Annotated in this window: 11 protein-coding genes; 6 read left to right on the top strand and 5 right to left on the bottom strand. The window is 71.2% G+C overall.

From position 1 onward, the window contains the following. Window positions 1-38: 38 nt before the first annotated feature. Window positions 39-875, bottom strand: coding sequence for a polysaccharide deacetylase family protein (locus tag M878_RS58560; RefSeq protein WP_023545811.1), 837 nt, complete (start codon window positions 873-875; stop codon window positions 39-41). Window positions 876-987: 112 nt separating this feature from the next. On the opposite strand from M878_RS58560, the gene M878_RS58555 reads away from it, so the two are divergent. From M878_RS58555 to M878_RS58540, 4 genes are all read left to right on the top strand, one after another. Continuing rightward, window positions 988-1,635 carry a phosphoribosyltransferase gene (locus tag M878_RS58555; RefSeq protein WP_023545810.1) on the top strand — a complete coding sequence of 216 codons (648 nt, stop codon included), beginning with the start codon at window positions 988-990 and terminating at the stop codon, window positions 1,633-1,635. A gap of 132 nt (window positions 1,636-1,767) precedes the next feature. Next, complete coding sequence (locus tag M878_RS58550) at window positions 1,768-3,369, top strand: effector-associated domain 2-containing protein (RefSeq protein ID WP_023545809.1); 1,602 nt, start codon at window positions 1,768-1,770, stop codon at window positions 3,367-3,369. Between the two features lie 96 nt (window positions 3,370-3,465). Then, complete coding sequence (locus M878_RS58545) at window positions 3,466-3,645, top strand: hypothetical protein (protein ID WP_023545808.1); 180 nt, start codon at window positions 3,466-3,468, stop codon at window positions 3,643-3,645. Window positions 3,646-3,681: 36 nt separating this feature from the next. Next, window positions 3,682-5,646, top strand: coding sequence for an HEXXH motif domain-containing protein (locus M878_RS58540; protein ID WP_023545807.1), 1,965 nt, complete (start codon window positions 3,682-3,684; stop codon window positions 5,644-5,646). A gap of 125 nt (window positions 5,647-5,771) precedes the next feature. Here M878_RS58540 and fxsT read toward each other — a convergent pair whose 3' ends face one another. Genes fxsT through M878_RS58525 form a run of 3 tightly spaced genes read right to left on the bottom strand, consistent with a single transcriptional unit; the run spans window position 5,772 to window position 12,980 of the window. Beyond that, window positions 5,772-10,226 carry an FxSxx-COOH system tetratricopeptide repeat protein gene (gene fxsT, locus M878_RS58535; RefSeq protein ID WP_023545806.1) on the bottom strand — a complete coding sequence of 1,485 codons (4,455 nt, stop codon included), beginning with the start codon at window positions 10,224-10,226 and terminating at the stop codon, window positions 5,772-5,774. Next, window positions 10,219-11,343 (bottom strand): AAA family ATPase, encoded by a 1,125-nt coding sequence (locus M878_RS58530; RefSeq protein WP_023545805.1) that lies wholly within the window; start codon window positions 11,341-11,343, stop codon window positions 10,219-10,221. The genes fxsT and M878_RS58530 overlap by 8 nt, the downstream gene beginning before the upstream one ends. Then, window positions 11,340-12,980: a VMAP-C domain-containing protein gene (locus M878_RS58525; RefSeq protein ID WP_023545804.1), complete on the bottom strand. Its 1,641-nt coding sequence runs from the start codon at window positions 12,978-12,980 to the stop codon at window positions 11,340-11,342. Before M878_RS58525 ends, M878_RS58530 begins: the two co-directional genes overlap by 4 nt. Window positions 12,981-13,207: 227 nt before the next feature. Between M878_RS58525 and M878_RS58520 the strand changes: the two genes are divergently transcribed. Further along, a complete protein-coding gene (locus M878_RS58520; protein WP_158692673.1) occupies window positions 13,208-14,089 on the top strand; it encodes an S-4TM family putative pore-forming effector in 882 nt (293 codons plus the stop codon). A gap of 21 nt (window positions 14,090-14,110) precedes the next feature. Here the strand turns inward: M878_RS58520 and M878_RS97410 are convergent, their stop codons facing one another. Beyond that, window positions 14,111-14,278, bottom strand: coding sequence for a hypothetical protein (locus tag M878_RS97410; protein WP_158692672.1), 168 nt, complete (start codon window positions 14,276-14,278; stop codon window positions 14,111-14,113). Between M878_RS97410 and M878_RS96215 the strand changes: the two genes are divergently transcribed. After that, window positions 14,277-14,439: LysR family transcriptional regulator (locus M878_RS96215; RefSeq protein WP_158692671.1), on the top strand; the 163-nt coding region annotated here is incomplete at its 3' end. The two genes, M878_RS97410 and M878_RS96215, sit on opposite strands and share 2 nt — an antisense overlap.

Here is a 14,439-nt window from a genome sequence, read left to right as displayed (position 1 = left end):
TCGGCCGCGCACCCGGCTCACCTCCCCTGTCGCGGCCGTCAGGGCCGGTAGACCTTGCCCGGTTCCGCCTTGCCGGGTGCAAGCAGCTGGGGCACCGTCACGAAGACATAGCCGCGCTCCTTCAGCGCGTCGATGATGCCGGGCACGGCGGGCACGGTGCCGGGGTAGATGTCGTGCAGCAGGATGATCCCGTCCCGGTCCGACTGCTCCAGGACGCGCTTCTTGATGAGCGCCGAGTCGTTCGTCGTGTAGTCCTTGGCGGTCACGCTCCACAGCACCTCCGCCAGGCCCTGCTCCTTGGCGATCTTGTGGATGCCGGAGTCCGTACGGCCCTGCGGCGGACGCATCAGCGTGGGCTTGTGCCCGGTCAGCCGCTCGATCGCGTCGTCCGGCCGCTTCAGCTCGTCGCGTACCTCGGCGTCCGAGATCTTCGTGAGGATCTTGTGGTCCCAGGTGTGGCTCGCGACCTCGTGGCCCTCGGCGGCCATCCGCTTGACCAGCTCCGGGTACTTCTCGATGTGGTTCTTGCCCAGCAGGAAGAAGGTGGCCGGGACCTGCTTCTGCTTGAGGATGTCGAGCAGCCGGGCCGAGTTCTCGCTGGGCCCCGCGTCGAAGGTGAGCGCGATGCACTTGGCCTTGCGGCAGTCGACGGTCCCGAACTTCGCCGGCGCCCCGGGTGCCGCCTCGGCTCGCGCTGTGCTCGGCGAGGTCGTCTCGACCTGGGCGCAGCCGGACAGCACGAGCGCCAGGCCGACCGCGGCCGAGGCGAGCGCGGCCGGACGCAACCTTTGGGTGGTTTCGCGCATCTTCCTGGTCGCGTGCGGCTTCCTGGCCGTGTGCCGCGGCGTCGGGATCTTGTCGGTCGAGTAGGGCATGCGCTTACTATACACTCAGTGTATAGAGGGAGCGAGCTGATGTTCGATCTCCCAGGAACGCCCGACCGGGCGCACCATGGAAGGAGAGGCTCTCCGCGGAGGAGGACCAGCCATGCGCTTCCGGGACCGTGCCGAAGCCGGGCGGGAACTCGCCGGGGTGCTGAGCGACCTGCGGGACCAGGGAGTCCTCGTCGATCCCCTCGTGCTCGCGCTGCCGCGCGGCGGCATCGCCGTCGCCGAGCCGGTCGCCCGGGCCCTCGGCGCCCCGCTCGACGTACTCGTCGTCCGTAAGATCGGTGCCCCGCACCACCAGGAGTTCGCCGTCGGCGCGCTCGTCGCGGACGACCCGCCCCTCTTCGACGCGCACTCCCTCGGCCTGCTCGGCCTGACCGAGGAATCCATGGCCCCGGCGGTCGAACGCGAGCGGCGGGAACTGCGCCGCCGCGAGCAGCGCTACCGCGGCGACCGCCCGGCGCCGGATCCGGCGGGCCGTACGGTGATCGTCGTGGACGACGGCCTCGCCACCGGTGCGACCGCGCGTGCGGCCCTGCGCCATGTGCGGCGGCGCCGGCCGGCCCACCTCGTCCTGGCCGTCCCCGTCGGTGCGCCGGACTCCCTGGACCTGCTCGCCGACGAGGCCGACACGATCGTGTGCCCGTATCGGCCGGTCGGCTTCAGTGCGGTGGGGCAGTGGTACGAGGACTTCGAGCAGCTCACGGACGACGAAGTGGTGGCTGCGCTGCAGTTGCACCGGGCTTGACGGGAGCGTTCGGCTCAGCGCCGTCAGCCCCGGGGACTCTGGCCGGTCCTCGGCGGGCATGGAAAACTGGCGTGGGTGTACCTGCCGTGCCGTGCGGCATCCGTGCGCACCAGGCCGCCCTAGGAGGCGTACGTGTCCCCGGTCCCCGAACCCTCGGCGCTCGCCGACCGGTTGGGCCGCGACGCGGCTCAAGCCCTGCTCGACTGGGCGGAGTTGAACGACCAGACTGTGCGCCTCTTCCAGCCGTCCTGGCTGCCGCCGGGCAAAGGACACACCGGAGCCGTGCTGGCCGCGCTGGAGGTGGCCCCACCGCCCAGGATCGCCATTCTGAAGGTGCTGCCCGAAGGACCGCACCGGACCGAACCCGCCCGGCACAGCAGAGCGTTGCGGGCGTCACCCCGGACGTTCGCGGCAGACCATCTCGTCGAGCAGGCCTTCGCGCCCTATCCCGTCGCGAGCGGGGGCGCGCTGATGTTCCAGTCCGTCGCCGGCGACGGACTGCGCGACGCCCTGCCGCTCGGCGCCCTGGAGGGCGAGGCGTTCACCCGCACCTGCGCGAGCGTGGTGCGGGGACTGCTCACCGAGTGGAACACGGCGCAGGTGCGGCCGCGGCGGATGCCGGCCTCCGTGTTCGTGCGCGGGGAGGCGGACCCCGAGGGAGGCGGACCGGGCTCGCTGGAGTCATGGCGTCGCGAGGCCGGTCTCGCGGGGTCCTCCCGGCCCTGGTTCGACGCCGGAGGCCGCCGGCTGCCCAATCCGTATCTGCTGCTCTCCGGCGGGCACCCGGACCTGCCCGACCCCGAAGTGCCGGTCGTCACCGGGCTCACCCACGGGGATCTGCACCTGGACAACGTCATCGTCCCGGTGCGGCTCGGCGCCCCCCTGGAACCGGCCTACCGGCTGATCGATCTCGGTGGCTTCCGTGCCGACGGGGCGCTGACGTGCGACATCGTCATGCTGCTGCTGTCGGCGCTCGCACCGTTCGTCGCGGGGGCGTTGCCGGCCCGGCAGGAGCAGGCACTGCTCGACTACGTGGTCGCACCCCGCCAGGAGCATGCCGACCGGCTGCCCGCCGAGCTGGTGCGGCGGGTCGACTGCGTGCGGGACACCGCCGCCGACGCGATGGCCGGGTGGCGGGAACCGTGGACGGACCAGTTCCTGCTGTCCGTCGTCGCCGGTGCCCTGACGTACACGACCTTCTCCGGTCTCGGCGCCCGCTCCCGCACCTGGTACCTGCTGCTGGCCGCCCACGCCTGCGGGGCCGTCCTGGAGCCCCGCACCGGCGCCCCTCCCGCGCTCGCCCAGCCGGTCCCACGGGCGCACGAGCCGTCGCCGGCCGGACCGGTGCGGTTCCCGGATCCCGGCACATCCGCCCGCCCACTCGTCGCCCGGGCGCGGTACGGCCGCCCGGACGAGAGGGCGACGGACCGGCGGGAGGCGCTGGTGGAAGCCCTCGAAGCGCTGCCCGCGCTGATCGACAAGGACTCCCGTGAGGCCATGCTGCGCCGTCTGCCCAGGAAACTGGCGACGAGCGTCCCGAGATCCAGCATTCTGCGGGTGGAAGTCCTCGGGCTGCTCGACACCTGCCTCGCGTTCCCCGACGGCCTGCGCGAACTCCGGGACGCGATACGGCAGGTGGACACCGGTACCAGAGAACGCGACGTGGTTTTCGGTCTTCTGGAGGCAATGCCCGAGTTCGGTCCCATGACGGACAACGGACGGCGCGAGGCCTGATTTCCCGACGCGGGGTTTCCGGATATGGGTCGCGGGGACATCATGAAATGACAGAGGAAAGGGCCGTACGCCGGGGGACGGGGAGGGCCGTAGAGGATGGACCAGGCTGGGGCGATCATCGAGTCGGAACTGCCCGATCTCTCGCAGCTCGGGTTGGAGGACGTACCGGCTTGCCGGAACGGCCGCGACTGGCAGAAGGCGGAGCGACGGCTTCTGACGGAGTCCGGCAACCCCTCCGTCTTCGCCGGCGACCCGAAGACCAGCTTCACGGTGTGATGTCGAGGCCCTGACGGCGACCACGGAGGCTCATCGGTGGGTGGCTCCTCTCTGTCCTCGGGGTGGTCGGCATCGGGACTCCCGCGACACGGGCTTCCTCCCAGGCACTTCGACCTCCTGGCCGGCGGCGGGGCCGGGCGCGCGGTCGTCGCCCATCTGTGGGACTCCGAGCGCAGCCACCGGCTGGTTCTGCTGGGACTGCTCATGGGGTCCGCGAGCAGCCGCGCCGATGCGACGGGGCCCTTGTCGGGCATCGAGGCGGCCTGGGACCTGCTCATCGCCGCTGAACGGCAGAGCGCCGCGATAGCCGACGAGATACTCCTGCTGCCCGAGACGGGGCACTGGCTGCGGCACTGCCTCGGGCGATTACAAAGCCCCGGCCACGGGCGGGAGCCGGGCGATCCGCCGCTCTGGGCCGACGTGGGCCATCTGCATCTGCTGGCCGCCGTGGCCGCGGTGCGCACCGGGCTCCCGTTCCGGCTGAGGGTGCCCGTCCGGGCCGGACGGGTCTGGTTTCCCACGCTCGGCTGCGCCGTGCTCCCGGGGGAGACCACAGCATGGCAGGCGGCCGAGGTCACGTTCGACTCCCACACGCTCATCGTGACGCCGACCGGAACGGCGGCCTGCGGCCCCGGCCCGGTGCGGATCGAGCGGCCCTTCGCGCAGCCGTCCGCGCACTGGCAGGTCCCCCATGTGCTGTCCCTGGACCTGCCGGACGGCCCCCGGGAGATCTTGCTGCACGAGCTGGGCCCCTACCGGATGCAGGGGAAGGCGTGGGACAGCCCGGACCGGGCCGTCGGCCCCGCCGCGGCGGAGGCGGTGCACCGCTGGACCGAACTCCTCGAACAGGCCTGGCCGCTGCTCGCCCGGGTGGACCCGAGCGGTGCCGAGGATGTCACCGCCTGTCTGCGCTCCATCGAGCCGCTGCCCGTCGCCCGGCCGTTCCGCTGGCACAGCGCCACGATGGAGGACGGCATGGGCGGCATGGCGGCGTCCGCACCGGCCGGGACCGAACCCGCCGCCGCGGCCCAGTTCGCCGCCGTACTCACGCACGAGGCGCAGCACAGCAAGCTCAGCGCCCTGCTGCACATGTACTCGCTGCACACGCCCGATGTGACACGGCGTTTTCAGGTGCCCTGGCGAGACGACCCTCGCCCGCTGCGGGGCGTGCTGCACGGGGTCTATGCCTTCACGGGAGTGGCGCGGTTCTGGCGCGGACACCTCCTCAACGGATGCCCGGAGGACGAGCAACGGCTGGCGGCGTTCGAGTTCGCGTTGCGCCGCCGCCAACTGCTGCGGGTACTGCCGGCGCTGGAACGGGAGCCGGAACTGACCGCCCTGGGGCGCAGGTTGGTCGGCCGGCTGCTCGAGACCGTGCGGGAGTGGGAGGACGAACCGGTTCTGCCGGAGCCGCTCGCGTGGGCGGAACTGGCGGTCGACGACCACGCGCTGAGCTGGCGGGCCCACCATCTGGCGCCCGATCCGGACCTGGTGGCCGACCTGGCGCAGGAGTGGGGCGACGGCCGGGCCCAGGCGGCGGCACCCGAGCAGGCCTGGCCCTGTCCGGTCCCTCACCTGGTCCCGGACCCGGCAGCGCGCCACCTGGACGCCCGCGCCGTGCTCATGCGGATGCGGCTGATGCGGGTCACGGCCACCCGGGTACGAGCCACGGACGCCCTGAGTGACCTCGTGCTGGGGGCGCGGCCGGCGGACGTCCACCTGCTCGACGGCCGCCTGCCGGCCGCGGAGTGCCTGTACACCGCCGAGATCAGGGCGCACAGCGACGCCGGCCCGGCTCCGGGCACCGTGTGGTCCGGGCTGGCGTGGACCCTGCGGGGGCGCCGGGACCGCGAGGGGGCGGCCCGCGCCCTCACCGCCTGCCCGGAACTGGTCCGGCACGTCTACGCGGCCGTCAAGCTCAAGAGCACGTCCGCACCGGACCCCCTCACCGTGGCCGAATGGCTCGGCCACACCGTCGCCATACCCGATCAGCGCAGGTGAGCGGGGACGATGAGGGAGCGCCGGCGACCGACGACAACGCCCCTGGGGTTGCCCCCACGCCCTTGAGGCAGTGGGGGAGGGCGTGCCGGCCCCCGCGTCTGCGACAGGATCCGCCGGGCAGCCCCCTAGGGCATGGGATCGGCGTCGCAGTTGGAGCGGCGCCAGGCCTCGGCGTCCGTGCAGGCCGGGTGGACGGCTCCGAGCTTGCTGCGCAGTCCCTCCACGGCGGCCGCGTGCATGGCCTCGGCCTCCTCGGTGCGGCGCAGCGCCCGCAGATCACTGGCGATGTTGTTCATCAGGGCGAACGCGGTGGGGTGCTCTTCGCCCAGCGTGGCCTTGATCCGCTCCAGGGTGCGCTGGCCCAGCTCCAGGGCGCCGGCGGCATCGCCCTGCGCGTACCTGTCGCTGGCCAGGTTGGCGGCGCACACGAGCACCGTGGGGTGGTCCTCGCCCAGGGCGCGGACCGCGCGGTCCAGGGCGTTCTCGTTGAGGGCGCGCGCGTCCTCCACCTGGTTGACCAGCCGCAGGGTGATGGCGAGGTCGATGTCCGCCGCCACCGTGTCGGGGTGCTGCGAGCCGAAGACCTCGGCATACAGATCGCGGGTCCGCTCACCGAGTTTGAGCGCGTCGTCCAGGTTGTTGAGCTGCCTGAGGTCGATCGACAGACTGAGGGAGGCCACCAGGGAGTCCGGACTGCGCTCTCCGTAGCGGTCGGTGAGCGCCTTGCTGGCCTGCAGACTGAGGTCGTAGGCGGCCTGATGGTCTCCGGCCTTGCGCCGTGACACGGCCAGCCTCGCCAGGGCACGCAGCGTGTGCGGGTTGGCCTCACCGAACACGTTGCGGTACTTGTCGACGATCTCCTCGAACATCCGGGCGCCGAGCGCGTAGTCGCCCGCCTCCCGGCGGTCCAGCGCCAGACCCATCTCGGACAGCAGGGTGTCGTAGGCCTCCTCGCCGTAGATGACGACGTTGCGGCGCCAGGTCTCCTCGTCCAGTTGGAGGGCCTCGCGGTAGTGACCGCACGCGCGGAGGGCCACGGCGAGGTTGTGCGTGTGGTCGAGGGTGAGCGGGTCCTCCTCGCCATAGGCGCGTACGGCCCTCTCGTGCACCTCCCGGGCGATGTCCAGGGCGCCGCGGAAATCACCGTGCGAACGGCGGTCGACCGCTACCGACCCCATCGTGGACAGCAGCTCCTCCTCCGCGTCGGAGCCCAGCGCCTGTACGGCGGTCAGCATGCGCTGGCTCAGTTCGGCGGCCTCTCCGTAACGGCCCATCCGCCACAGGACGTACCACAGGCTGCGGCACAGCAGCAGGGTCTGCTGGTCGCCCTCGCCGTACTTCTCCCGCCACCGCTCGTACGCCTTCTGGCCGAACTCGCGGGCGCTCTCGTGGTCGCCCCAGTAGTAGAGGTAGTCGGCGGTGTTGATGATGAGCTGCCGGACGTTGCCGACCTCCGAGTCGATCGCGCCGGACTCCACCACATGCGGGTACAGGTCGCCGAAGCGGCCCCAGTGGTCCGGGTCCCGGGGATCGCGGGGCGCGTTGGCCGCCAGGAGCAGATGGGCGCCGTGCCGCATGCGCTGCTGCTGTTCCTCCGTCATCCGGGCGATGAGCACCGCCTGCACCAGACGGTGCATCTGGATGCTGTTGTTGCGGTGGTCGATCTTGGCCAGGGAATACCGGTTGATTTCCCGGATGGCCCGCGCCAGGCGCAGCGGGTCGGTCAGCGCCCGGTCCAGATCGGGGGCGATGGGCTGGACCGGAGCCCCGGAGAAAAGAGACCGCGCGATGGGCTCGGGGGCGAAGTACGCACAGATCTGCAGCAGTTGCAGGGCGGCGGGGTTCTTGCTCGCCAGATGGTCCAGCGAGACGTTCCAGGCCGTTGCCACGGTCTGCTCGTAGTGCGTCGGACGGGAAACTGTCATGAGTTCTGCACGTTTCTCTGCGAACAGCCGCAGGTACTCGGCGGCGGGCATGCCGGTCTCGGCTCGCCAAGCCGATGCCTGCTCGACCGCGAGCGGCAGATCGCCCAGGACATGGGCGAGCTGGTCCGCCTCGTCGTCGGACAGGTCGGGATTACGGCGCTGGAGCAGCTGAATGCTCTCCGCGCGTTCGAACACGTCGACTTCGAGCGGGCGGGCAAGGGTGTTCCACTGGGGATTGCGCGACGTAATGAGGATGGAGCCGCCCGAACTGTTTTCCGAGCTGCTCGGGAAGAATTCCTGGACCGCTTCCGGACTTTCCGCGTTGTCGAATACCAGCAACCATTTGCTGTACGGGTTTCCGGTACGCAGGGCCTCCAGCACGGCCGGCACCGCGGTGATTGCCTCACTGCTGACCGGCAGATGCAGCCGGTGGGCCAGCTCGACCAGGGCCTGGGCGATCTGTGTGGGGCGTTCGGCGGGGATCCACCAGACGATGTCGTACTGAGCTGCCTGGCGATATACGTATTCCTGGGCGAGTTGGGATTTCCCGACTCCGCCGAGGCCGTGCAGGGCATGCGGAAGCACGGCGGTCGGGCCGCCTCGCAGTTCCCTTTCCAGCCTTTGCAGCAGGTCTTCCCGCCCGGTGAAGACGAGATTACGCGGCGGCATGTTTCCCCAGACCATGGGGCGCACGGCGGCAACAGGCGCGGGGCGGCTCAGTGTAATTCCCTGCCGTGACCCAGTGTCGGGGTAAGCCGTGACCATGGTGGCGTCTCCTGGGGAGGTGCCAGTATCAGCGTGGCCGAGCTGCTCGGCCAGCACCGGTGCCTCGGAGGTGTTCGGTTCAGTCACTATGCCATAGCTTTCCGTGTGTGGCGCGATGGGTCGCTCGCCGCGTGTCGATTCGCTCATCTGCTGTGTTGATTCCTCGTGCGCCCGAATGAGCTGCCCGATTAACCGGGCCCGGCGCGCGTGGGCGCCGGAGAGCGATCGGAGAACCGCGAACTCGATCTCACGAAGACGCCGATTCTCTTCGGTGACCTTCGGCTTGGAGGCGGTTGCTCCATCCAGGTATGCCAGCATCTCCCGTGCGGCAGCGCTGCGCGGGGCGAGTAACTCCGCCACCGCTTTTGTGGCCAGTTCGGTGGCGTGCCGATTGCTTGCCGCCAGCACTTCCTCGCGGACTCCCGGGTGAAAGGAGAAAAACCCGTCGTCGGCCGGGTCGGACGTCACCAGATCGCTCATGAGGAACTCGGCCAGGTGCTCCGGCCCGGTGCGCGGCAGGGTGCGCCGTTGCAGGGCCGTCATGACCTGCAGGTCCAGCGGAGCGGTGGCGAGGCGGGTGGCCAGCTGGAACGCGTCGGCAGAGGCCCAGACCCGGAACAGGGCGACGCGTTCCGCCGCGGTCTTCTCACGGGATGCGCGTACGGACTCGGCGGGCGGCCGTGAGGTCCGGGGCAGGAGCAGGGCGGCCACCTCGGTCCAGCGCGGCCCTGTCCCGGTGAGGAACGTGGTCCAGGGCAGCAGCCACTCCTCGGACAGCTCCAGGACGGGGACGACGGTGTCCGTCCGGTGGGCCGGTGCCCGTCCCGACGGCTCGGCGTACTCCCACGACCCGGGGCCCGGCCCGTCGCCCGCCGTGTGCAGCCGGACTCGCTCCAGCCGGTGCAGCGCGGTGCGGTACCACAGGTGTTGGGGCAGCACGTTCAGGACCGCGGTCGGCTGATGGCGGCCCCAGGACGCGAGGTGCGCCTGTACGGCACCGGACTGCCAGGCCGGAGCCAGACCGTCGGTGAGGACGAGGACGAGCGTGCGCCCGGTGGGATCCAGCAGCCGCCCGGGCGAGATGCCGCGCGCGGTGCCCGGCCAGTGCGCGGACGCCGACTCGGGCCGGCTGGTGTCGAGATGGAGCAGCCGGAAATCGCCGAAGCCGCCGTACTGCCGGAACAGGCGTGCGGCGCGTTCGGTGGTGTCACGCCACACGGCCATCCGCGGTGCGACGTCGAGGAGCAGCACCGCGTGCCAGCGCGGCCCCGGTCCCGGACGCATGGCGGGAGGCAGTCCGGGATCCACCGCCAGGCGTTCGGCTGTGGCCTCCGTGTCGACCTGCGGCGCCCGAGGGGTCGGGGTCTGCCGGCGCAACGGCCGCAGGGCGCGCGCGAGGTGGGGGAGCGGGGGGTCAGGGCGGGGACGCAGGGCGCGGATCGGGTGGAGGGTGCTCGTGTCGCCGGGCGCCGGGAGGTCGTCCGTGAGAAGGAGGAGCGGCAACGGATCCGGCTCGGTGGGCCGGTGGTCGCCGTTGGTACGGCCGCGCCGGGTGTCCTCCGCCGGCGTCTTCCGGTCGGTGTGCGGGGCGAGCGGGTCCCGGTCCGCCGGCCACTGCGGGAACCGGGGCGGTGGTGCCTGCTGCTCGGCGGGGGCCGGGGCGGGCGCCTGTCGAGGAGGCCGGGCGGTCGGTGGCGCGTGCTCGAGCGGATCTCCCTGGTCGTCCGTGCGCGCCGCGATCTCCGGGTGGTAGGCCGCGAGCCACAGGGCGTCCGCGATCTCCCGTGGGTGCAGTTCACCGATGGGCACGGCGGAGGCAGCGGCGGCGGACGCTCGACTCGGTCCGCCGGCCGCCGCGCGACCGTTGATCTTCGGCGGTTGGTCAGACACCCCAGTCCGCTCCGTCTCCGCTCAGCGGGTGCCAGATAGCTTCGAGGACGGCCTGCCACTCGGCGTGGTCCTCCTCACCGTAGGAGTAGGCGCCTGAGGTGACCAGGTGTGCCGCATTGAGTAATTGGTCGGATGCCAGTCCGTCGACCTGAGCGCTGCGCGTCATGAACTCCTGGACGAGCCTTTCTTGCACGTCTCCCAACCCGCCCCCGAAGTGTGCGGCGACCAACTCGCCCAGCGTCTCCGGTGTGGGGTCCGGTATATCAAGTCGCAGGCATCGGCGCATAAACGCCTCAGGGAACTCACGTTCACCGTTGGACGTCATGATGACGATCGGGAATGATCGAGTTTTGATGATCCCGTCGTTAATTGTCGCGGTCCTGCCCGGGTCGGCTGTGTAAACGGTGACACTCTCCATCTGGCGCTTCACCCGAACGAGAGGCTGAACCGGGAACCAGCCGTCCTCGAACAAGGACAGCAGGTCATTGGGAAGGTCGGCATCTCCCTTGTCCAGCTCGTCGATCAGCAGGACACGCGGCAGACGGTGAGGCAGGAGGGCGGTGCCCAGCGGACCGAGCTGGATGAAATCGCCGATGTCCAGGGCGTCCACCGGTGATCCGTCGGCGGCGGCGTCCTGCCCGGACCCGCGCCCCTGTGCCGCGAACCACGCCTGTCCCGCCTGGGCACGCCCCAGGACGTCGTACTCGAACAGCCCCGAGGCCAGCGTCGTCCGGCTCGTGACCGGCCACTGGAGCACCCGTCCCAGGCCCAGTTCACGGGCGATGCGAAAGGCGAGCGCGGACTTGCCGACGCCGGGCCGGCCCGTCACCAGCAAGGGACGCCTCAGCAGGATGGCGGCGTTGACCAGCCGCACCTCGGCCGCCGGCGGCCGCCGGGTCGTCGAGGCCGGTCCCAGCCGCCGGTCCGCCTCGCCGTCCGCGGGGGGCGCGGGCTGCACCGGCCCTCCGTCGAAGGTCCGCCAGCGCGGGCCCGGCGGCCACACGCGGTCCTCGTACGGCGTCTCGTCGGTGAACGCCGTACCGGTGCCGGTGTAGAGCCGCGGGCCCGGCGGGCAGCCGTCCTGCGCCGGTAAGCCCGCCTGAGGTGATGTACTCATTCAATCCCCCCTATGAACGCGGCGGGCGCGCCGGCACCGTCGCCCAGCAGCTGCTCAGGGTCGTCCCAGACGACGCAGAGATGCTGGGCCGAGGCCTGCGTACGGCCGTCCGCAGGCGTTGCGGAATCGCTCTTCCACTGTCGGGCATGGAACGGAAGGCCTGCCAGACCGCCTTCGGTCAGGCCGTCCCGGACCATGCCATGGAACTGCTCGGAGGTCGCTTCCCGATGGAGTATGAAAACAGGGATGCCCAGATCGATGGCCACGCGAACTTCTCCGAGGCCGGCCGCCCTGCCGGCGGCCGGTGGCTCACTGAGCACCATGGCGACGACGTCCTTCTTCGCGCCGATCGTCTTGTCCAGGCGCCCGAGATACTCCTTCACAGGACGGCCCGCCTGGTCGCAATAGTGGACGGCCTCCTCGTTCTCCGGCGCGTCCTTCCAGCGCGCCCAGCGCAGCCGCCAGATCTGGTAGGCGTCCCGCCGGTGCAGGCGTTCCAGGCTGTGCAGCACTATCTCCGGATACTTGCTGAACAGCGGGTTGGCGTAGCCGAGCGAGGGATCGCGGTCCCACCATTCCACCGGCTCGTTCAGCAACTCGGTCGGCAGGAAGAACTCCAGCACCACCTCTTGGGCGCGCGTGTGCCACAGGGAGGCCATGCGGGTCAGCATGCGTGCCACCGTGGCCGGTACCTGCGCGCGGGGGACCGGCTGCCGGGCCTCGCCCTCCTTCGCGTGATGCAGCTGCGGGGACTCCGCGTACTTCACCCGGGCGGACACCCAATAGCGGCGCCCCTTGCGTGCCGGCCGTCTGCCGGTCCCGGGCAGCGGTGTGAGGTCCGGTACGAGTTTGATGTACAGCCTGATCACCGGGCGTTCCGGCTGGGCGGGCGGGTCCGCCGGCAGGGCGGGCGGGGCTTCGGGCTCCACGACGGTGCGTTCCGCCGGGGATACGACGGCGCGTTCCGCCGGGGACGGGCGTCCGCCGAGCAGGGACGCCCGTAACGCCGTGAGGCCGTCCTCGCCGTCGGCCAGCTTCCAGCGTTCGGCGAAGTGGTCGTTCCAGCCGTGCAACTCGCCGACGTGCGAGGCGAGATCGGGGTGGAGAGCCAGGTGTTCCAGCAGCAGCATGCCGGGGGACAGGGCCGTGCCCGGCAGGCTCGTGAGCCCGGACAGATGCAGGAACGCCTGCCAAGCCGTCATGCAGTACGCCGGCAGACGCACCCGGCCGCCCGTGATCAGCGCGACCGTCGCGTCGAGTTCGGGCAGGCCGGCGTCCAGGACGTCGCGCAACGCCGTCCAGTCCCTGCCGTCGTAGAGCCGCAGCGCGTAGAACTCCTCCATGAGCGGCATCAGACGGTGTTCCAGCGAAGGAGCCACGAGACAGGTCGCGTCCACCAGCGCCTCCAGCCCCTCCGGCAGTTCCTCGCACACCCGCACCGCCGCGACGAACTCCTGCTGGGCGGTGGGAAGTTCCTCCAGGGCCTCACCGCGACCGCCCAGCCGCCGCTTCAGTTCCAGCCGCCACTGGTGCCGGCCGCGCGTGTCCGTCAGGGCCGACGACTCCGCCAGGACGCCCACGACCCCGCGCACGATCCGGTTGCGCTGTTCGTTCTGGACAGCGAGTCCCCATGGCATAGGCGTCTCTCCCCCGCACGCAGCCCCACCTGGCGCCTCCGCTCCAACACCCGATCAGCGTATGGGGATTGGGCGCGCAGCCAAACACGTTCGACGAGATTCACGGGTAGGAACATGGTCCGGGACGCCGCGCCGCGGTGGACGCCGGAATAAGGTGCTGCACGTCCAGGGTGAGCAGGGGGGACCACGTGAGTCAACGAGTGCCGGCTCCGACGCCGGCTCCGATCGTGCGACGCCAGAACGACGAGGACCTGCTGACCGTCCTGCGTGCCGGAGAGTCCGCGCACGCCCGCGCTCGAAGGCTCGCCTCCGCCCGTGTCGTCGTGTCCGCGTCCCTGGCCGCCGGCGCGGTGCTCGCGGTCGTGGTTCCCGCCCTGCAGACGGCGCTCACGACGGCCGGGTTCCTGTGGGCGCTCGTGTATGCCGTCGGGGCCGGTTCGTGGACGGAGAGCGAGTTCCGCACGGCCGCACTGCTGCAGGAGACGTTCGACACCCGGCTGTACGACATCCCGTGGAACGAGACGCTGGCCGGGAACGCCCCGTCCGCCGACGAGATCAGCAGGCTGGCGCGGCGCTACAAGGGGCCGGAGGAGCGGCTGCGGGACTACTACGAGATCCGTGAACTGCCGCGCCCCTTGGACCTTCTGTCCTGCATCCTGCAGAACCTCGCGTGGGGCGCGCGGATCCGCCGGCGCTATGCCGCCGCGGTCCAGGCCGGCGTGATCGGATGGATCGTCACCGGGGTGGCCGTGGGCGTGGCCACCCGGATGACCCTCGCCTCCCTGCTCACGACCTGGTTCATCCCCTCGCTGGGGCTGCTGCTGCTCGGTGCCGACATCGTGCGTGCGCAGCGTGAGACCGCGGCGGCGCGAGAACACGCGCGGCAGGTGATCCTGCGGGAGATGCGGGAGCACGCGCACTCGGGGCTGCCCCCGGGCCGCGTCCCTGACCTGCTGGTGCTCGCCCGGCAGGCCCAGGACGTCCTGCTGCGGACCCGCCTGGCGCAGGCCCGGGTGCCCAACTGGTTCTTCCGGAGGTTCCTGGACAGCGACCGTGCGGACTTCGCCGCCGCCATGGACGAGGTCGGCAGCTGGCTGCCGAGGGCCTGAGGCCGGCCGCCGGACCGGTGCTCAGAGCCGGTCCCGTTTCTTGGCGGCCGAGCGGGACGAGGCCACCGCGGAGGGGGAGCGGATGCTCCGCGTGCCGCACCCGGAGGCGTCGTACGCCTCCACTTCGGGACGGTCGTACCGCGGTGAGCCGCCCGCCACGACACTCGGCCCCTCTACAGTCGAGCCCATGGAACTCCGCCAGCTCAGCTATTTCGTCGCCGTCGCCGAGGAGTTGCACTTCGGGCGGGCGGCCGAGCGGCTGCACATCGTGCAGTCGGCGGTCAGCCAGCAGATACAGCGGCTGGAGCGGGAGCTGGGCGCCGAGCTGTTCGACCGCTCGCCGCGCCGGG

It is taken from the genome of Streptomyces roseochromogenus subsp. oscitans DS 12.976, from assembly GCF_000497445.1.
GTDB classification, from domain to species: domain Bacteria; phylum Actinomycetota; class Actinomycetes; order Streptomycetales; family Streptomycetaceae; genus Streptomyces; species Streptomyces oscitans.
This window is presented reverse-complemented; position numbering and strand designations above follow the sequence as displayed.